Raw genomic sequence first — 19864 nt, forward strand, 5'->3', positions numbered from 1 at the left:
TCAGTCACTGTCTTAAGGAAGGGGATTTTGACGATTATTTATCCATAACTTACTCATTGGATCTTTCACCCGACTCTATGTTTTGTCGTAGCGGACACGTATATGCAACTTAGTCCGTTTTACAAATCATAGATAAAATTGAAGGTGAAATACTATGACTACTAATCCAAATTCCTGTGCTTCGCACTGTACCCAAAAAGCCGAAACTCGTATGGGCTATTTGCCTGAGCCATATCGAATTCGAGTTGTCGAGCCAGTTAAACATACGACGCGTGGAGAACGAGAAGCCGCTTTGGAAAAGTATGGATACAATCCGTTCTTAATTCCTAGTAGCGAGGTGTTTATTGACTTGCTGACTGACAGCGGTACGGGTTCTGTTACCCAAGGTATGCAAGCAGCCATGCTGAAAGGGGATGAATCATACAGTGGTAGCCGAAGCTACTACGTTTTAAAAGATGCGGTCAAAGACATCTTCGACTACGAACATACTATTCCAACTCACCAAGGACGCGGAGCTGAACAGCTCTATGTTCCTGCGTTGATTGCTAAGCGAGAACGTGAAAAAGGTCTATGTCGTGAACAAATGGCCGCAGTTTCAAACTATTTTTTTGATACAACTCAGGGGCATACACAGCGTAATGGCTGCCGAGTGGTTAATGTGCCTACCGAAGAGGCTTTCGATACATCGGTCAAGTCTGCATTCAAAGGCAATTTTGATATAGAAAAATTGATCTTTGCCATCGAGGAAATTGGCCCCAAAAACGTGCCTTATGTTGTTAGCACAATTACATGTAACTCTGCAGGCGGACAACCAGTTTCACTAGCAAACCTCAAAGAAGTGTATGAGATAGCCAGTTCATACGATATTCCAGTTGTAATGGATTGCGCACGATTTGCAGAGAACGCGTACTTTATCAAGCAACGAGAGCCAGGTTACGAATGCTGGTCTATTGAAGAAATCACCAAAGAGAGCTTCAAGTATGCAGATATTCTGTCCATGTCAGCGAAAAAAGATGCGATGGTGCCTATTGGCGGGTTATTAGCATTTAAAGACTATACGCTTTCCGATGTGTTCCAAGAGTGCCGCACCTTATGTGTGTTGCAAGAGGGTTTTCCAACCTATGGCGGGTTAGAGGGAGGCGCTATGGAGCGTTTAGCCGTAGGTCTCTACGACGCTATGCGAGAAGAGTGGTTATCTTCACGTATCGATCAGATTCAGTACTTAGTCGATGGACTTGAAAGAGTCGGTATCAAATGTCAGCAGGCTGGTGGCCATGCAGCATTTATCAACGCGGGAGACTTATTGCCTCATATTCCAGCCGACCAGTTTCCCGGTCATGCAATGGCATGTGAATTGTACCGTGTGGCGGGGATCCGAGGGGCCGAAATTGGCTCTTTATTGCTAGGGCGCGATCCAAAAACAGGACAGCAGTTACCGTGTCCAGCAGAACTTTTGCGATTAGCGGTTCCCCGAGCGACATACACTCAAGCTCATCTTGATTATGTGATTCAAGCCTTTACCGAAATTAAGGAAAATGCTCACAAGATTAAGGGACTGACCTTTACCTATGAGCCACCCGCTTTGAGACACTTTAATGCTGAGTTTCGAATCCTAGATTAGTTTCGGGTATTAAAATGACAAAGCGCCATCGATGGATGGCGCTTTTGTATTTTTAGTAGCTAATGGTTCTGTTGTTAGCTAAAAAACTTTTCCCAAATATCTAATGTACCCGATATTGTTCCTTTATGGACATAGTACCTAGGGAACGACTGGAAGACATAGATATTGTCGCCATCACGGATTAAGCGATAGAACAAGAACTTATAGCCTGATGAGATCTGGTTGAAATGATCATTTTCATCTTGCTTGTTGTCATCTACTAAAATCTTGCGCGAGTAGACAAAATAGATGGTTTGCTCACCTAATCGAAGTTGTCTTGCCTCTACTTTGTACTTAGAAAGGTAGTTACCGTTGTCATCTTGTTTGGTTTGTAGTGCAACTACCTTTCCTCGATAACACGTTAAAAAAACATCTCTGTCATCATCAGGCACATGTAGTGTCATCGAATATTGGCAAGATGAGCCGTTTAAGAAAGCGTAAGTCGTAATAGATGCAAACAATCCTAAGACGATCACCGCTATTAAAATAATGCGTTTAACCATTACCTTTGACCTCCATTAAACCACTCTGACTTGAATAAAAGAATCTCCCTTCTTTACCATTGACGATTGATGGGTCGACACTGTCCCCTTGTATTGAACATAGGGTAGCTTTACCTGATTTTTGGCAGTCGACACGCACCCAAGAGAATACGATGTAAAAGGCGGCGTAGAGGCAAAACAACAAGGCACCAATAGCAATGGCTAGCTTAGCCCTTTCCCACCAAGTTTCGTAAAGGGGTGGAAAGCTTGTATCTTTATTGTCTGGGGGAGGCAGCGCAGTCTCTTGTAAGGAAGGTTCTTGTGGTTGAGCCCATTGAATTTCGGAAAGGTCGATTCTATAGCCCTTTCTAGGAACATTAGTAATTTTAATGTTATTAAGATCGAGGATTTTCCTAAGGTTTGTAATCGCAACGGGTAAAGAGTTTGGACCTATTATATCAGGGCGTCCCCAAGCATCGACGATTAAGTCATCTCTGCTGACCACTTCACCATCTTCCTCAACTAATCGTCTCAGTACACTACTTTCAGGAATAGTGATAGAAAACGATTTTTCATTGTCCAATAGAATCTGAGCACCAGATTCATTTCTTTTTAGTAAACAGTTGCCGATTCTTAAATCGAAGCATTCCGTCCCGTTTGTAGCCATAGAGCGCCTCCTTTGTAAGTGTAAATAGTTGGAGCTGACTTGTTAATTTGTTGGACTATTTTTAGTTATTAATATGTTAATTGTTCAGTAAATAATGAGTAATTTAGTGATTTTTAGGTGTGATTATGTGATTTGAAGCACGATGATAGCGTGTTTAGAGCGATCGCTTTGTAAGGGTTTGTATTGGCTTGTCAGGGGGAAAGTAAGTAGAGGAGTTGATGAAAAAAGAGTAAAAAAGCCGGCTCCAAAATTGGGAGGAATGAAGCCGGAACAGAGAGTGAGAGTCGCCTAAGAAACTCACCTCACAGGCAAATTGTTGAGATTGATTCCTTGCGTTGAAGGAATGGAGTTGCGGTAAGTAGGTAGCCTCCTTTCTTTGTTAATAAATCTTGCATCATTTCCGGCTCGGATAGATGAAATGTACAGTGAACATTTGCTCCTTCTACCAGGTCATTTTCACAAATATCCATGAATGATTGAAAAGAGCGGCATATAAGCGTGTTAGCCATCCTTGTTTCTCCTGCGTCTCTTTGTATGTACGAGGTAATTCTGAAATGAAACAGTTAAGCAGGGTATTTAATTAACGTTATTTATCCGTGAGGGGGAAGCTGAAATGATGTTTGATAAGCCCCTCCAGTTAGATGACAAATATTTAATCTTGAGTTTAGAAAGGCGTTAGCTCCTTTGATTAATCTAATTCCGAACTTAACCAACAGCAGGAATAAGATTATGAAAAAACTTACTACACTTAGCATCTTGATTGGCAGCATGATTGGCTTTAGCGCTATGGCGAACTCCATGGAGGATTCAAACAAAGCTAATCTTCTGCCTACTATGAGCGCAGAAAAAGCGCTTAGTCAGATTAAAACGCTCAAGCCTGCTAGCTATGATTCTATTGAATTGATTGAACAAGAAGATGGTCGGTTTCTCTACGTTGCCACTGCAAAGCAACAAGCAGAACAAGACACCATTTTCTTTGATGCAACAAGCGGTAAAGACGTTACCCAAACGATTCAAAAAGTTAACTTTTCACTTCAAGAGGTCCTTGCGCAAGTTGGTAAGACGCACCAAGGGCTCATTGTCTCAGCGCATTCGGATTTAGTGCCAGAATTGGGAACCATCTACATGGTAGAGCTTAAAGAGAGTTACGATGAGCCTCTATCAACCTTGCTCGTTATTGACGCTAAAACATTAAAAGTGATTGATACTGAAAAGGTCGATATGCAAGAGATGTTTTTCAATGATGAGGGTAATATCGAGTTTGAATTTGGTATGTATGAAGAAAACTTCTACGACAATGCGCATTCTATTAACGCTGCCAATGACTTAGAATTGCTACAAGTTGGTCCACAACAACAATCTTAAATGTCATGCAGCTAGGCTGGTCGCTCGGAGTTTGAGTTATGAAAATTTTATTAGTAGAAGACAACGTAGAACAATCGCGTTTTCTGAGTCATAGCTTAGAGCAATCCGGGCACCAGACTGATCGAGCCGAGAACGGAAAGTTGGGTTTGATTTGTGCATTGCAAAATAACTACGACGTTATTATTTGCGACCGTATGATGCCTGAAATGGATGGTCTTCAAATGATTCAGGCGCTAAGAGCGGGTGGGAACCAAACTCCTGTATTGGTGCTCAGCGCATTGGATAGTGTAGAGGAGCGTGTCAAAGGATTAAGAAGTGGGGGAGACGACTACTTAGTTAAACCTTACGCTTATACCGAGTTGCTGGCGAGAATAGAAGTGTTGGCACGAAGACCAAGTGAATCGCAATTTCAAGCAATTAATACCGAGTTAAAGCTAGATTCTCTCTCCTTAGATACATATACCCGAAAGGCAAAGCGGGGAGAAGTAGACATAGTACTCAACACTCGTGAATATCAAATTTTACTCTATTTAATGGAAAATAAAGGCCGCATTGTGACACGAACTATGCTGCTGGAGAAAGTTTGGAATCATCATTTTGATCCGCAAACCAATGTCATTGATGTCCATATTAGTCGATTACGAAAGAAGATTGATCTTGATGGTTACAAGCCGCTATTGCACACCGTGAGAGGGGCTGGCTACGTCATGGAGGATCGCTCGTGAATTGGCTAAATGATCCTTTCCGCCGTTTTCTAAACTTATATGCCATGCTAGTCGTGGCAGCGATTGTGTTGCTGATTGTGATGCGTACCAGTATCTATGCCTGGTTCATTGATAATAGTGTCTTGCCCATTGTGGCTTCTGAAGCTAACTACGTGTACGAGCTATGGGAAGAGTTGGGCCCAGAGGAAACCAAGAAGGTTCTGCGAGCCGATCACGATGCCATCTTTAGTTATGTTTTCAAAGAGCACATCACAGACCAAGAATTGAAAAAGCTAGATGCCTATGAATCCATGGGAGAAATGGAATTTGGGATTGAATTTTATATTCAGGAGAATGAAGAGTCTGATTACGTCAGCGTTGAAACTTACCTTCCCGAAGGGGATGGGTGGCGGACGCTAGAAGTTCGAGTAGAAGATGCCTTCTTTACTCACCAAACCCAACTGATTAATGGGATTATTTACGCAGTTGGAGCTTTGATGATCGTTGGGTTTGTCATCGCTTACTTCATGATAAACAGCATTAAAACTCGACTGACTGATATTAACGCCGCGAGCAACAGCATAACTAAAGATAACGATTTACATCTTAGAATCCCCAATGAAAACCTAGAAGGGCCACTGTCAGAGACCATTTCAGAACTGAATATGATGTTAGATCGCCTTGCTCAGTCGACAGAGATGACTAAGCAGCAAGCAAACAACATTGCACATGACTTGAGAACTCCGCTTACGTCGATTTATCATCGAATACAGCAGCTTTCTGAGAATCACTCAGAACTTGAAGAAGTAGAGCAAATGGTCGCAAATCTTCTCAATACTTTTAATCAGCTGCTGCGAATAAGCCGGCTTGAGTTCAATGGAGAACAGATAACTCAAAGTGCTGTCAATCTTCAACAGTTAGTCGAGTGCGCGGCGGAGCTGTACGAGCCCGTATTAGAAGACAATCAGTTAAACCTAGAGTTGAACATTGATCCGAAACACCAAATTAAAGCCAGCCAAGAATTAATGATGCAGGTAGTGTCCAATTTGATCGATAACGCCTGTAAGTTCAATCAAGTGGGCACCACGATTCGAATATCTTCAGCAGAAAAAGCAGACAGTGTAGAACTAACTGTAGCGGATCAAAGTGGCGGAGTAGGAGAAAAAGAATTAACCCACCTATGCCAAAAATTCTACCGCAGCGACAGTAGCAGAAATACAGAAGGCAATGGGCTAGGGTTAAGTCTAGTCGCTGCCGCCACCAAGAGAATGGGAGGCACCTTAGAACTAAAGGATGGGTATCTATATGATAAGGTAGGTCTTTCAGTCACACTGAAGTTTCCAAAGGTTTAAATAGTGCGAAAAGGATACGGCAGAACCTTAAAATAGACGAACTAGTTTGATAGTGCAGTTAGCTAACATAAGTGAGAATAGGTTCATGTTTGAATTTATAGTCGCTTTTCTGTTTTGACAGTGCTCGCTGTACTTCTGAAAGAATTTGGCTGTTACTCGGGATGTCGCCATTTGCATTCATCACTATTCGATGGTCTCCCTCAAGTGGAGTATAACGAAATGGCACCGTAGAATAAAAAATACCGACAGTTGGTGTATGGGTTGCAATAGCCACATTTCTGATCCCAGTGTCTGGTGCGACCACCAATCTCGCTTTCGCAGAGTACTCTACTAACTCTTCTAAAGGTAAACACTGCTGAATCTCAAAGTTGTCGTTGCCGATTAAGTGCTTAAGGAAGTCACCTTTCTCAAAGTCATTTTTCCCCTCCAGATAGACGTGTTGATAATCTGGCAACAAATTTACAGCCTCTTCTATGAGTGATTTCATTTGTTGTTCGGAGAGAATTTTAGTCTTAGTTGAAGCGCCATTGAAATAAAGAATTTTTGGTCTGCTGCCTTTTTCTTCTTTGAATAGTTTCAAGTGATTAGGGTATGCAAAATCAAGAGGTCGTTGAGGGTTGTGTCCAAGCATTTTTAACATGTCTAGCATCACTTCCAACTCTGGTTGGTAGTCAGATCGGAATACTGCAATATTATAAAGAGTGCCACAAAGGTAAGATTTGTATGGGAATCCGAATTTTAACTTTGCCTTGCTAAATAGAGTCATCCAGTATGAGCGATTTGTACCAGCAACATCGAAGATAATGTCCTGCTCATCAAGTTGCTTGAACTCAGCAATTCGCTCTTTCAATGTCAGTTCTTTTTTCTTATGACGTCCAGTCATAAAGATTGTTTCATCAGCTAAATCAGAAGGCGCACCATACTGGTAGTTTGATACGCCTACTAGAGTAATTTTTGCGTTAGGAAAAAACTTCCTCGCTTCCACTAACATCGGACGAACAATCACTTGGTCGCCAAGTGCTGCATGACGAAAAATCGCAATTTTTTTTACTTTCTCAGGAGCAAACTCATTTGCAATATAGTTACGCGCAGTTAAAGATGCATAAGCGCCGCGCTCAAACCACAGGTGATTCATAGAGCTTTCCGATAAACCTTTTAGTGCTTCACTGACAATATGAAATAGTGTGCAAAGTTTTTAGCTTGTTGGTGAGGTGAGGAGTGTATTTTTGCGAGCTAGAGCTGTATATTGCCGCGAGATTGCAACTTACAGTGGATCTGTTTCCTAAATAAGAGAACTAAATCATCAGATTACGGTCTGATCTGCAAAGCCCATTCAAATACGAGAAACTGTCGAGGTCGCGTTCAAGTCTAAATCAGCAGTATGGCTTATATAAAGAAATGTTCGGTGTAGCGTATCAGCCGTTGCCGTTAACTTGTATGAATATCGGAAGGCGTGGAAGCATCAGATAAAAGAAAAGCCCACTAAAAAGTGGGCTTTTCTATAAATTTGGTGGGTCCGGGCGAACTCGAATCGCCGACCCCTACCATGTCAAGGTAGTACTCTAACCAACTGAGCTACGGACCCAAATTTATGTTCTTTGCAACTGAATGCTTTAAGGAGTGGTGGGTCCGGGCGAACTCGAATCGCCGACCCCTACCATGTCAAGGTAGTACTCTAACCAACTGAGCTACGGACCCATTCCTTAAGAACGAGAGGGATGTTACCGAGAGTTATTCAATCGTGCAAGCGCATTTTCTTCGATTTTTACTCGTTTGCTTTATAACTAATCGAATTGTTGTTGTTTTACGCATTGCCAGTTAAAAAATGTGCATTAAATCACGTACATATCTCGGCCTGTAAACAGCTATTGTCCTCGACCATCAAACATAACCACGATGGTTTTGGTGATAATGCTCATATCCATGCTTAACCATGACTTCATTGAGCACAATGAAAGTGCGTAACTATGGTCATAGCCAACTTTTCTACGAACATCATCAATACAAGTATCGTAACCTTGGTTAACTTGCGCTAAGCCTGTGATACCGGGCATGACACCGTAAGTTCTGTCAGCAAAGTAAGGGATCGCGTTCTCTAGTTTGCTGTAAAAGCTTGGGCGTTCTGGGCGTGGGCCAATTAATGACATTTCACCCATAACCACATTAAATAATTGTGGGATCTCGTCTAGGCGTGTTTTACGCAGGAAGCGTCCGACTGGGGTAATTCTTGGATCGTTTTCTGTCGCCCACACTGCGCCCGTACGTTGTTCGGCGTCTTGATACATGGTGCGAAATTTAATGATTTCAAAAAATACCATTTTTTCCGGTGTTGATTTACCGACTCTCAATTGCTTGTAAAAAACAGGACCAGGAGAGCTAAGTTTTATCGCCAGTGCAATAAAAGGCATGACTGGAGAAAGCAGTAGCAAACCAAATAGCGCGCCAAATAGGTCAAATAGACGTTTTGCTAACCAAATTGAAATGTGTGTTGATACGTTGCTCATAATAATCTCCTTATTGGCCTACGCGAGACCATTTTCCTGATTCAAGACCGAATAGGTAACGCATACCACCTATGAAATTTGCACAGTGACCTGCAACGATATAAAGCAGCAGTTTGCAGGCTTTATGACTAAAAATGTATGGCAATTGATGACTAAGTACTGCTAATGAATAGAGCGCGATTTGGGCGATCAATGCTGCCATAAAGAGCGGGTTGTCCATCATGACAATTGAGCTGATTAAGCAGAATATCAGTAGGTAAGGGGTGATGAGTCTTAATCCTTTTCCTGAAAAGAATGCGAAGGCAACGCCTCTGTACTTTGGTAAAAACATTTCACAAAGTTTGATTGCTTGTTGCATGTTTCCTGCGGAAATACGTAGTCTTCTGCTAAAGTCGTCTTTATCATTTGTCGCCTCCATTTCTAGAGCCACCATCTGAGGTTCATATTCTGCTATGTAACCTTGACGAACGATCGACATAGGAATCATAAAGTCATCATTGATAGTGTCCGTGCTCATTGATTCAAATAGATGAGTTCTGAACAGGTAAAATGCTCCATGTGCACCTAATGTTGAGCCAAGTGTTGCTTCACGCATTTTGATTTTGCTTTGATATTGCCAATAACATGCTTCGCCTTCGTTACCCGGATTGAACAACTGGTAATAGCCATTGACCACGCCTACTTTTTTACTATGAAAGTGTTTGTTAGCTACCCATAGTGCATCAATTGAAATGAGAGCAGACACATCGCTCAAAGCAGTAATGTCGCTTGTTATGGTCTTCATCTGTTCGTTGACGACAGCGACTTTGCCACGATTGGTATCGAACGCTCTGATCTCGAAGTGAGTGTCTGAGCAGATCGCTTCTTGGATGGTTTGCTCGGCTATTGAGACTGTGTTGTCGGTGCAGCCATCGCAGGCAATAATGACCTTGTATTTGTTTTTTGGATAATCGAGCGAAGACAGATTACGAATTTTGTCTGCGATCCATTGCTCCTCATTGAATGCGGGAACCAAAATCGTGATTGTCGCGCAAGCTCTGTCTCCTTTAATACTCTTGAATCCACGACTACGGTGATTTATCGTTTTAAAAGGATGCTGCTTCGAGTACCAAGAAAGTAGTGCTGGGTAACCAACATGGTGATAGATAACCAAAAGGCAGCTAACCACAAATAATATTGAGAGTAGTAAATCGATCATGCGCTTTTCTCCTCTGCCAACATTTCGTAGGCTCTCATCATGTCTCTGATGTCATTGTTATGAAGTACAAAGTCACGCGGAGAGTCAGTGTGGTGTTGCTCAAGAGCTGTGATGAGACTAGCAGCGAGTGCTTGCGGGTTTTCACTCTCAAATAGGCTCCCTGTAATTGGGCAGAGTGTCTCACCTGTAGCTCCCACGTTACTTGCTAAAGTGACAATGTCACATGATTGAGCCTCTAATGTTGAAAGTGGGAAGCCTTCACTACGTGAGGGAAGGCAGAACAGATCCAATGCTTGATAGAATCGAACCATGTCATCGACAAGACCTAAAAAGGTGACTCTATGGTTAATGCCAAGTTCTTTCACTTGTGCTTCGAGCTTTTTCCTTTGGCTACCTTCGCCTGCAATTACCAGTTCAATGTGATTCGGTAGTAAGGTCATTGCATCAATCAGCACATCGTGACCTTTGACTTTTTCAAGGCGTCCAGCGCTACCAATAATCGTCCTGCGAACAGGAAGTCCAACAACTTGGCGAGCCAGATGTTTAGAGCCAGTTGTGAACTGCTCACAATCGATGCCGTTTTTGATCACCGTGACGTCTTTATAGTCGAAGTGACGGTGAATTTGCTCTCTGACTAAAGCCGCATCGGCAACAATACTTGGTTTCGCAATTTTTAAAGCAAAGCTTTGTAGAGAGCGATGTTTCTCGTTAGTCAAATGCCATGCATCGTGTTCAGTGTGGATTCTCGCCTTAACGCCTGCCAGTCTTGCGGCTATCGAACCATAAAGGATGGGGCCAATATGATGAGTATGGACAACGCTAGGTTTGAGTGTGCGGAATAATCTGAACAGCTGAACCAAAGTTTTAACACTGTATCCCGATGGTTTGTTCAAGAAGATAAGTTGGTTCTTTACGGCTTCAAGTTTCGACCACTTTGAGATGGATTCCTGTTTAGTCCCTTCTAGGCTAATGATGAGCACTTTCTGTTGTGGGTTAGAAAATGTAAGCATATTGAGAGCTAGCGCCTCTAGACCACCAGGAGAGAGGTGTTGGACCACATGGATGATTGTTTTGCAAGGTGTGCTCATACTAACTCCTAAACGATTAATTCCTTTAAGTTAGTAAGAGCACATAGTGTGCCAGATTTTAAGTTATTAAATTTCAGTGTCTTACGTGTTTTTGGGGTAAGTTCTCAACCTGATAATCAATTTGAAAATCTTTATGATTGATAAGGCTTAATCTTAGGGTCAACGGATCCGAGGTATATGAGTAATCACAGGCGCATTTGTGATCACCTCAATCTCTTCCTTACGTCTAATCGAAGAGTCAAACAGCTCTATAAGGATTGCAACACCTGCACCCAATCCGATGCCAGCAACTAACCCAGCGATGACAAAAATAATCGCAGGAAGGTTAGCAGGTCGACTCGGAGTATAAGGAAGGTCGATGATTTTGACTCGTTTGTTTTGCTCGAATACACCTAACGATCCGGTTAACTGCGCCATCTCGTAACGTTGAATCAATTCATCGTAGAGCTGACGTTTAATTTCCGCATTTCTCACTAGGCGGTGCATTGTTTTCGCGTTGTCACCAAAGCTATTGGCTTCCTGTTCTAATCGGGCGATCATTTCTTTGAGACTTTTAGTCTCTTCAGTCAATGATTCATAGCGGCCACGGACTAATTGCAAACTTTGGAGTTGGGTTACCAGTAAGGGCTGCACTTCACCAAGATCTTTGAGCTTGTTGCTACTAGCGATGTCCCATAGCTGATCACTACTGATGTTCGGTTGTTCCATTTGTAGCAAGATAGAACGCTCATTCTCTAAGCGTCGTAACTCACGTTCTTTACCTTGAACGGCACTGTGGCTTTCCGTGTATTTCGCTTTAAGAAGCGTCAGCTCGCTGCGAATTTCGATGATCTGATCTTCAATTTTACCGACTACTGGATTTGTTTTAGACAGTTGTTGATCGAGCGAGCCTAAGCTTCGTTCTACACCCGCAAGCTCGGCTTTTTTCTCCGCGTAGCTTTGTTTCAAAGACGCGAGCCTACCTAGTGCTTGACTTTGCATTTCTGGCGTGACGGAAGCGTAGCGATTTTTGAAGTCCGCCAACTCATTCTCAGCAATATCCAGCTCTTCTCTGCGCTTTTCTATATGAATCGCGAGGAATTCGGATGAATCCTCAATCGAAGAGCGTTCAGGAGCAAGCAGCTGCTCTATAAAGTGCTCGCTTATCGACTCCAACAGCTCTTTCATCCCTGAAGGATTAGGGGCCGTTAACGAAATCTTCAGAAAATCCTTGCCTGGTTGAGTCACAGTAAGGCTGCTTGAAAGTTTACTTATGATGTAATCTCGCTCTGCAGGAGCCATCGTATCATCTATCAAACCATGCTCTTTCGCGACAGCCGTTAATACATGACGACTTTTAAGCAAGGTGCTGAGTGCATTGAGCCGTTCTTTTAGCATCGTTGAGACGGCGATGTCCTCTAGGAAAGGGTTCATCTTCGCCGTTTCCTGTATCAGCATAGAAGTATGAGATACGTAATTTGTTGGTGCGACTTTTCCAATAAAGTAGCCAACAAAAGGAAGGATGAGAATAGGTACTACGATTACGTAGCGTTGTCGCCATGCCGAGTTGAGTATGACGATGAACCTCATTTTTAGTTCATTCATAATGACTCCAACATACTATTAAGCTTAACTGTACGAGCATCCCAGCTTTCCGATGCAAGAGATTGCTGTTCACCAATGCTTGAATCTAAATCTAGGCCATTTAAGGCGTCAGTAAACTGCTTAGCGTTAGTTACTACGTTGACTTGCTCTCTGTATGGAGAAAGTGCAGGGAAGGGCGTCGCAATAACCGAACTTCCTGCTGCTAAATACTCAAGCAGTTTTAACGGGCTGCATGAGGCGATTTGCCCATTAGATCTAAATGGCAATAGGCTAACATCCCAATGTTGGCTGTAACTTGGCAGTTCACTGTGAGGTTTCGGGCCAAGGTAGTGAACATTCGGTAATTTTGGCAAAGGATTAGCCGGCAGTTCCAATGGACCGATAAACACAAACTGCCAAGTGGGGTTAGCTAAACACACCCGCTCAATAAGTTCATAATCTAACCAGTTAGACAAACTGCCATAGAAACCAGCGATTCTATTTTCTGCTGAAGGTAAGTCGATGGCACGACTCACTGGAGTGCTGAATAGATGTGTATCGACCCCGTGAGGAAGATAGTGTGTTTTAGACTGAGGAAATTTAGTCAGTAGTTTTGCACTCGCCGCGAGAATTAAATCTGCATGTTCGACAAGTTTGCTTTCGTGTGTTGCCACTACGTCGTGGTCAACACCTGCAAGAGATGAAAAATCATCGCCACAATAATAAACAATGGCAGATTCACCCAGTGTTCCACACAGATCAGCAGTCGTCGGAAGCGAACTCCATAAGATGGGCTTATTTAAGCCAAGCTTTTTAATCACGGGTTTCAACTGAGAGCAGATCATCGTTTTCGCTATTTGACGTGCGAACCAAGAACGAGGTGCTGGAATCGTTTTTAGGTTAACGACACTGATATTTGACGGTTGTGCGTTTTGGCGACTAAAGCCCCCCTTACTTTTACCTAACAGCTTGTTCGCTGCTCGCTTGAAATCGTGCATCGTAAGTTTAGGCTGACGCAGGCCAATCGAATTTACCCACAGCACTTTACGCTGCTTAGCCAAACGAATTACTAGGTGTTGAGTACTTGATGGCAAACCGCCGAAGTCTTCACCGAAAACAATAAGATCACGCATGACGGTTCTCCTCATTACTAGTTGAAGTGTTAGCAAGTGAACGAATCACTCTTGCTGGATTGCCTGCTGCTACCACATAGGGAGGGAGATCTTTGGTAACAACACTTCCGGTGCCAACGATAGTGCCTTCACCAATAGTGACATTTGGGCAAACCGTCACGTTGGTGCCAAGCCAGACATCGTTTTCGAGAATTATATCGCCGACATCGCAATCTAGATCTCCAAAACCTTTTGCCCGCATAGCCGCATCTAAAGAGTGACCTGAGTAACCAAAGAGAAAAGCTCGACCAGCAATGCGAACATTGTCACCAATCACGATTTTATGGCCGATTGCGAATGTGCTTTGCCAGCCGATATCAACATTGCTACCAACAATGAGCTGAGGATTGTCAGATTGAGGTCGAGCACTAAAAGTAGTTTGTCCTGAAATACGACAATCATCGCCTAAGGAGATAGTTAAGGGACCAGAGACAAAAGGCACACCACCAAACAGGTAAAGTCCTCTGCCGTATTTTGATAGTCGCCCTTTAAAGGCGGGAGTGTGTACTGAAACGCGTAAAAGGTTTCCCCATACAGAGCTAAATGCAGAGTAGAGTAGACCAACGAACTTATTAAATAGTTTGGGAGTAGGAATATCGCATGCGCGAATTGCTTTCAAAATGAGAAACAATTTGCGATACGCAGGATTCTCATTGTGTTGTAGCCAAACTTTGAAGTGGTTTAATTGCTGAGCCAACATGATTGCGTCCCTTACATTTGAATTATGCAGAGACTATTTCACGTAACGTGCCAAAATATAAATTAAGTAAAAACAATGAGATAAGTCTAGTTATTCTTTCGTCTTGTTAAGATTCTCAAATTGAGAACGTTTTTGAGTAATTCGAGAGATGGCAATACATAGCGCAGCAAGTATGTAAATTGGCCAGGTAAAGCCTTGAGTAAGGAAGGTACCAGAGACAACAGTACCTATTACGCCAGCATAGACGGCAAGCGCCGTGGCGGTCAGATACGGAGATACAGAGTCCTTTAACTTAGCCAGAATTGAAAGTGTTTGCCTACTGGTTTTAATCAATGAAATGATGATACCGATGAAGACGATCAGGCCAAGGAAGCCCATCTCTGCCAGAACACCAAACCATGTACTGTGTACAGCGTGGTTGAGCCCGTCCCAATGAGAGCTGTAGTAGTAGTAATTTGAATAGAAGTTATTAAGACCAACACCACTGAAGGGATTATCCAGTGCCATCTTGAATGCTGCTTCCCACGCATACAGACGACCCATTGCGGATGCATCGATACCTTCTTCTGCAGCGCCACCGGATTGTCGATCTGAAATACCAGCGACCGCAAATAAAACCGCTAAACCAATGACTCCGATGAAAATGAGTAGTGATTTTGAGCGGATGAGTCGCAGACCGAAAATACCAAATACGGCGACTGAGCCTAATAGCCCGCCACGACTTTGAGTCGCGATGACAGCAGCCATTGCGAGAACAAGCCCTACGATTCCTAGAATGCGTGAAAAGCCAATTCCTTTAGTCGTTGCGAAGCTAATGGCGAACGCGAGAGGGAACATCAACACGAGCGACAAATCATTTGGGTCACCAAGAACAGAACCAAGTTGGCGACCTATGGTCACTCGAGTGCCTTCCACCAATCCGATGCCTGCTGACGAATTATATAAAGCAACGACGGCAATGAGCCCGCCAGCCAAAATAATTAGCGTCGCTATTTTTCGAACGGCGTCTTCCGTATTAACTAACCAGGCGATTGCCAGTGTCATGACAATGATTTTCCAGTAGATATTCTTAAAGTAGGTAATGGCGATACCTGGATTTGATGAGAGTACAACGCCAATAACCACTAGCCCCCAAAACAGGGCTAACCACGTCATACTTGGGTGCCAGAACGTTTGTAACTGTCGGCTTACTAATGTATGCCACATGAGCGCAGAAAGAGCGCCTAATGAGAGCAATAGTGGGATCTTGAGCGAGTAGAGAGCTGGAATAGCTTCATGAATGCGAAAGAAAGAAAACAAAACGAATAAGCTAACAAGCCAAAATGTTTGATTGAGTACAAACAGAGCACCTAAGGGAACAAAACATAAAACCAACACAATCGCAGGGTGAGGCACCACGTACCATAGCATTGCTAATCCAAAGCTAAGCAATGTCATGAACAAGATTGGCGCAGCTCTGTTAGCACTAGCTTGGTTGACACTGTTCATAGTGACTTACCAAGGTAGTTATTGACGGTATGAGTTAAGCTCTTCAAAGAAACCCCCGAGATCAATTTAAAGCGAATTGCAAAAGCAACGACACCTAAGGGTTGAAGAAGCAACATTAATGCCGAAACTTCTATATTTTGGTGGTAACGGCTGGTTAAAAGAAATAGTGCAGTCAGCATCAGAAGGGCAAAAATGTTGCTCGACGGATAAGCGAGGTAGTGCGCTTGTTGACTAAACCAAATGGTGAGAGCGAAACGGCAAAGCTGCCCAGCAATCAGTCCCCAAAGTATTGCCTCTATACCTGACTCTATGGAAGCGAAGCAAACGATGAAGGCTAAAACTGTTGATGTAACGTTGATATATAACAGTTGAGTGGTATTTTTCTTGTACAAAATACCGAAGTTCGTCAGCTCAACGAGCTCTTTGAAAAGCATCATAGTAATGGTCATACCTACCAAAGCGACCGCGGGTTGGTAGGATTCGGGTAGGGCGATTGTAATAAAAATTTGGCTTAACCAAGCGACGGTAACCGAAATGACGCACAACAATACCATGCCTTGCGTCGTGACATTGGCGACGTAACCGGCGCCTTTGTTGTCCATTGCCTCAAATCTTTTTGGCATCCACCACATATGGAAAGGTTGAATTAGGATACCGACAGCCAACGCAAACTTAGCTGCGATAGCATACATACCCAAAGTTTCTAAGTTTGTTGCTCCTGCAATCAACCATCTCTCTGCGCCACTTAATCCGAAAGCAACAACCCCAGATAACATTAACGGTGCCGAGTATCGAATGTATCGTTTCATGCGCTCTTTGTTAGGCAGCATAAGCGGGAAGTTGATATAGATATGAAGAAACAGAAACTGTACGAATGTGCAAATGACGTTAAGCGCGAATATCAACGTCACATCAGGCTTATGTAATAACGCAATGATAAGTAATGACACTTGGGCAATAACAGTGCTGACACAAATCTTAAAAAACAACCCTGCCTGATTGTGCAGCCTCAACCACGCTAGACTTATCGCTAAAGGAGCTTCATAGCAGAGGACCAACGCAATAAATAGGACTTGTTCATGAGTGTTCGAATCCGCTTTGAAAGGCAATAAGTAGTAACCTATGAGCAACAAAACGCTAAGAGACATAGAGAGAAGAAGTGTTGCGCTGTACAGTTGAGATGCCTTTCTCTTTCTAACGACTTTACTACTGACTGTGCCGATAAAGCGATAAAGGTTTTCATGCATGGCGAGACCGACGATGAGGCTGAAAAACACGGTCGTGACGCCTAGTAGCTCTAAGTGGCCGATTTGAGATGGCAATAAGTAGTGTGCCATCAAAGGCAATGTGAACAAGGATACACCTTTAATTAAGAACAAGCTGACGGCGTATAGGCTAATGCTTTTAATATGTTCTGTGTTCATAGCGAATCTCCAATCAGTTATCCATTTTTCGGTCAAAAGACCCTAGTCACAAGCACGAATCATTGATGTGACAATGTCACCGTTTATATGCTGCGCAAATCTCTGATAGCGGTATTCAGCTTTGTATTGTTCAGCGACGACTCGTGCTTTTGTGCAGCAACGTTCAAATGCTTGGCTATCGTTCGTTGCGTAAAGCAGTGCATCACACAATGAATCTGCGTTGTTTGGTTGATACTTGATGCAATTTTCATTGTGTGTTAATTGCTGATCCCAAAAGGAGCCGTCTTGTGGGATCACTACGCACATACCGGCGGCTAATGCTTCAAGGATTGAAAGACCGAAGGGCTCATTACAGCTGGTAGAGACAAAGATGTTGGACTGGCTTCTGATTTCATCAAGATTGTCAGGATCTTCGTACCATTCTGTGTGCTTTAGTAACACTGGCGCCATAGACACTGGTAGACAGGTGTCGACGGGACGAATAAAGCAAACATTAAGCGCAATAGGTTTACAGCGAGCGGCAAGTTTGCAGGCTTGTATAAGCGTATCTAAACCTTTCCATTTTAACAGCGAAGCGGCCCAGAAGCAGATAGGCACACTCTTCTGACATTCTGTAGGCCAACGCTGCGCAGGGATGCCATTGACAAATGATTGATAGCTGGAGGATTTTAAATAGCTTTCCGCCAAGGCTGAGGTATCTTCAATCTTGGTTGCGTGTTGAAGATAGGCTTCAAGAGCAACCTTTAGACTTTTGCGAGTAGATGGCAAATAGAAAACTGCATCGGCTATTGTCAGGCAGTAGCCGATAGAGCGTGATAGCCCCACATTACCGTGGATAAATTGGGTGACTTCAATGTTTAAGAAGGCTTTAAGCAAGTACATTGGCATGTCGATTCCAGGACCGGAAGCTCCCACTATTTTGGCTATACCGCGTTCCATCACCAAGGTTTTGAGCATAATGAGCAAAAGGTAGAGTTGGTTTAACCAGTAGAAGGCACCGTTATGCTTTTTCATCAGCCAAGAAACCGCGGAAACTTTACGTAAAGTGACATTGTGTTTGGCATAGAACTCAGTCGCTTTCCAGAACTCTGGGTCAACGGTCAACACAATAAATTCATTGCTGGCGATTCGGCAAACATTAAGCGCGTCACTGGTCGCGATCTTAGAACCACCTTTGAACGTGATGGGGTCAAATATCAATGTTTTGTTCTTGTTAGCCATGCTGACCTCCTAGTGAAAGGCGATTCGCTACGTAGGTCTTAATTGGTGAAAAAGTGCTGAAGATCGAACGCTCTGAGACAAACGGCTGTTCAAGTAAGTCACGATAAACATTGATGATTTTTCGGCAACTGACGGAGAGATCATAATGCTTAGTGATATGCTCGTAGCCCGCTAGCCCTAGTTTGCTGCAAAGCTGCGGATTGTTGACCAAAATACGCATAGATTTTGCGATAGGACCAACTCCATGATTTGGATAAAGTACCCCTGTTTTACCATGTGAGATAAACTCAGGGATTCCACCTTCGAAGGGCGCGATGACAGGAATTTTAGCTAGAGTTGCTTCTGCAACAGCGAGGCCAAAGGCTTCACTGCGAGCGCCACTTATGAAAGCATCACATCCTTTTAACCATCCAACGACATTGGTTTGCTCTCCCACGAAATGAATGCGCTCAGCAAGGTGTAGATATTCAGCTTGATGTTGCAGCTTATCCATCATCGAACCATCCCCAATGACAACAAGGCTCACGTTTGGGTACTCTAGAACGACATGGCGCATTGCCGTCATGATTCGATCGACGCCTTTGCGGTGGATCAGGGACCCGACCGTAGCGAATATGAAATCTTGACTTGGAATGTTAAGCTCTTGGCGCACATCAACTTTTTCTTGTGCGGTAAGCGCAGCGGTATCAATACCATTGTGAATCACTGAGACTTTCTCCGTTGGGTATCCGTCTCGCACAATAGATTGTGCAACATAGTTGCTTACAGAGATAATATGCGGGGATAGGTGCAACCCGAGAGTAAGTCTGTCTCTTGCAGGATAAGGGCAGTGCAGTTGAGTCACCAAAGGGACTTTTTTCAGACGCGCAGCCGCTAACATCCATTGGCATGGAGCGCCGCTGTTGACGTGAACGAGGTCAATTTCCTCTCGTTCAATTAATTCTTTTCCATAGTCAATGAGGCCGAGCCAGCTTGATACATTGAACTTAGGTGCTTTCCAACCGAGCAACAGTGGGAAACTGTCGAGTTCGTTTGGAATATTAAACAGTTCTAGTTGTTTTGAAAGCTCACGATTGTTTGTCCAGACGAATGCTTCGTAGCTGCGATTACGCATGTACTTAATCAGATCAAGTAGACATTTCTCACTGCCTCGAATCCAATCATCACCATAATGTACAAATAGAATCTTCTTTTTCATGGTCGCCCCCTTACGTAACTTTCTCAAAAAACGGATTAATAGGTTTATTGAGTTAGATAACGCAAATGGAGTGCCAAT

At 43.3% G+C, this 19864-nt stretch carries 17 protein-coding genes and 2 tRNA genes; 4 read left to right on the forward strand and 15 right to left on the reverse strand.

All coding sequences use genetic code 11. The features are described from left to right. Positions 1 to 211: 211 nt before the first annotated feature. Positions 212 to 1621: a tryptophanase gene (gene tnaA / locus AC6R00_RS23135; RefSeq protein WP_500642234.1), complete on the forward strand. Its 1410-nt coding sequence runs from the start codon at positions 212 to 214 to the stop codon at positions 1619 to 1621. Between the two features lie 74 nt (positions 1622 to 1695). Here tnaA and AC6R00_RS23140 read toward each other — a convergent pair whose 3' ends face one another. Beyond that, positions 1696 to 2163 (reverse strand): hypothetical protein, encoded by a 468-nt coding sequence (locus AC6R00_RS23140; protein WP_500642112.1) that lies wholly within the window; start codon positions 2161 to 2163, stop codon positions 1696 to 1698. Beyond that, positions 2156 to 2809 (reverse strand): winged helix-turn-helix domain-containing protein, encoded by a 654-nt coding sequence (locus AC6R00_RS23145; protein WP_367939408.1) that lies wholly within the window; start codon positions 2807 to 2809, stop codon positions 2156 to 2158. Before AC6R00_RS23145 ends, AC6R00_RS23140 begins: the two co-directional genes overlap by 8 nt. A gap of 729 nt (positions 2810 to 3538) precedes the next feature. On the opposite strand from AC6R00_RS23145, the gene AC6R00_RS23150 reads away from it, so the two are divergent. The 3 genes from AC6R00_RS23150 to AC6R00_RS23160 are packed head-to-tail and all read left to right on the forward strand — an operon-like array spanning position 3539 to position 6230. Continuing rightward, positions 3539 to 4174 (forward strand): hypothetical protein, encoded by a 636-nt coding sequence (locus AC6R00_RS23150; RefSeq protein ID WP_500642113.1) that lies wholly within the window; start codon positions 3539 to 3541, stop codon positions 4172 to 4174. Between the two features lie 38 nt (positions 4175 to 4212). Continuing rightward, complete coding sequence (locus AC6R00_RS23155) at positions 4213 to 4899, forward strand: response regulator transcription factor (protein ID WP_500642114.1); 687 nt, start codon at positions 4213 to 4215, stop codon at positions 4897 to 4899. Beyond that, entirely contained in the window at positions 4896 to 6230 is a 1335-nt protein-coding gene (locus tag AC6R00_RS23160; protein WP_500642115.1) for a HAMP domain-containing sensor histidine kinase, read from the forward strand. The genes AC6R00_RS23155 and AC6R00_RS23160 overlap by 4 nt, the downstream gene beginning before the upstream one ends. A gap of 58 nt (positions 6231 to 6288) precedes the next feature. Here the strand turns inward: AC6R00_RS23160 and AC6R00_RS23165 are convergent, their stop codons facing one another. The 13 genes from AC6R00_RS23165 to AC6R00_RS23225 form a co-directional block, all read right to left on the reverse strand. Further along, positions 6289 to 7365, reverse strand: a complete 1077-nt coding sequence (locus AC6R00_RS23165; protein WP_500642116.1) for a glycosyltransferase family 9 protein — start codon at positions 7363 to 7365, stop codon at positions 6289 to 6291. Between the two features lie 373 nt (positions 7366 to 7738). Beyond that, a tRNA-Val gene (locus AC6R00_RS23170) sits at positions 7739 to 7815 on the reverse strand. 36 nt (positions 7816 to 7851) lie between these two features. Beyond that, positions 7852 to 7928: transfer RNA gene (locus AC6R00_RS23175), tRNA-Val, on the reverse strand. Between the two features lie 167 nt (positions 7929 to 8095). Continuing rightward, positions 8096 to 8734, reverse strand: coding sequence for a sugar transferase (locus AC6R00_RS23180; RefSeq protein WP_004745150.1), 639 nt, complete (start codon positions 8732 to 8734; stop codon positions 8096 to 8098). 10 nt (positions 8735 to 8744) lie between these two features. Beyond that, positions 8745 to 9932 (reverse strand): glycosyltransferase family 2 protein, encoded by a 1188-nt coding sequence (locus AC6R00_RS23185; RefSeq protein WP_500642117.1) that lies wholly within the window; start codon positions 9930 to 9932, stop codon positions 8745 to 8747. Beyond that, on the reverse strand, positions 9929 to 11020 hold the full coding sequence (locus tag AC6R00_RS23190) for a glycosyltransferase (protein WP_500642118.1): 1092 nt from the start codon (positions 11018 to 11020) through the stop codon (positions 9929 to 9931). The genes AC6R00_RS23185 and AC6R00_RS23190 overlap by 4 nt, the downstream gene beginning before the upstream one ends. Positions 11021 to 11179: 159 nt before the next feature. Then, positions 11180 to 12604, reverse strand: coding sequence for a GumC family protein (locus AC6R00_RS23195; RefSeq protein ID WP_500642119.1), 1425 nt, complete (start codon positions 12602 to 12604; stop codon positions 11180 to 11182). Then, positions 12601 to 13716: a glycosyltransferase gene (locus AC6R00_RS23200; RefSeq protein ID WP_500642120.1), complete on the reverse strand. Its 1116-nt coding sequence runs from the start codon at positions 13714 to 13716 to the stop codon at positions 12601 to 12603. Before AC6R00_RS23200 ends, AC6R00_RS23195 begins: the two co-directional genes overlap by 4 nt. Continuing rightward, a complete protein-coding gene (locus AC6R00_RS23205; RefSeq protein ID WP_500642121.1) occupies positions 13709 to 14455 on the reverse strand; it encodes an acyltransferase in 747 nt (248 codons plus the stop codon). Before AC6R00_RS23205 ends, AC6R00_RS23200 begins: the two co-directional genes overlap by 8 nt. A 90-nt stretch (positions 14456 to 14545) precedes the next feature. Next, positions 14546 to 15892: an O-antigen ligase family protein gene (locus AC6R00_RS23210; RefSeq protein WP_500642235.1), complete on the reverse strand. Its 1347-nt coding sequence runs from the start codon at positions 15890 to 15892 to the stop codon at positions 14546 to 14548. A gap of 47 nt (positions 15893 to 15939) precedes the next feature. Continuing rightward, positions 15940 to 17367 (reverse strand): lipopolysaccharide biosynthesis protein, encoded by a 1428-nt coding sequence (locus AC6R00_RS23215; RefSeq protein ID WP_500642122.1) that lies wholly within the window; start codon positions 17365 to 17367, stop codon positions 15940 to 15942. Positions 17368 to 17409: 42 nt separating this feature from the next. Then, positions 17410 to 18588 (reverse strand): glycosyltransferase family 4 protein, encoded by a 1179-nt coding sequence (locus tag AC6R00_RS23220; protein ID WP_500642123.1) that lies wholly within the window; start codon positions 18586 to 18588, stop codon positions 17410 to 17412. Next, complete coding sequence (locus AC6R00_RS23225; protein ID WP_500642124.1) at positions 18581 to 19786, reverse strand: glycosyltransferase family 4 protein; 1206 nt, start codon at positions 19784 to 19786, stop codon at positions 18581 to 18583. Before AC6R00_RS23225 ends, AC6R00_RS23220 begins: the two co-directional genes overlap by 8 nt. Between the last annotated feature and the right edge of the window lie 78 nt (positions 19787 to 19864).

It is taken from the genome of Vibrio sp. R10-SF1-ISO8 (genome assembly GCF_059833805.1).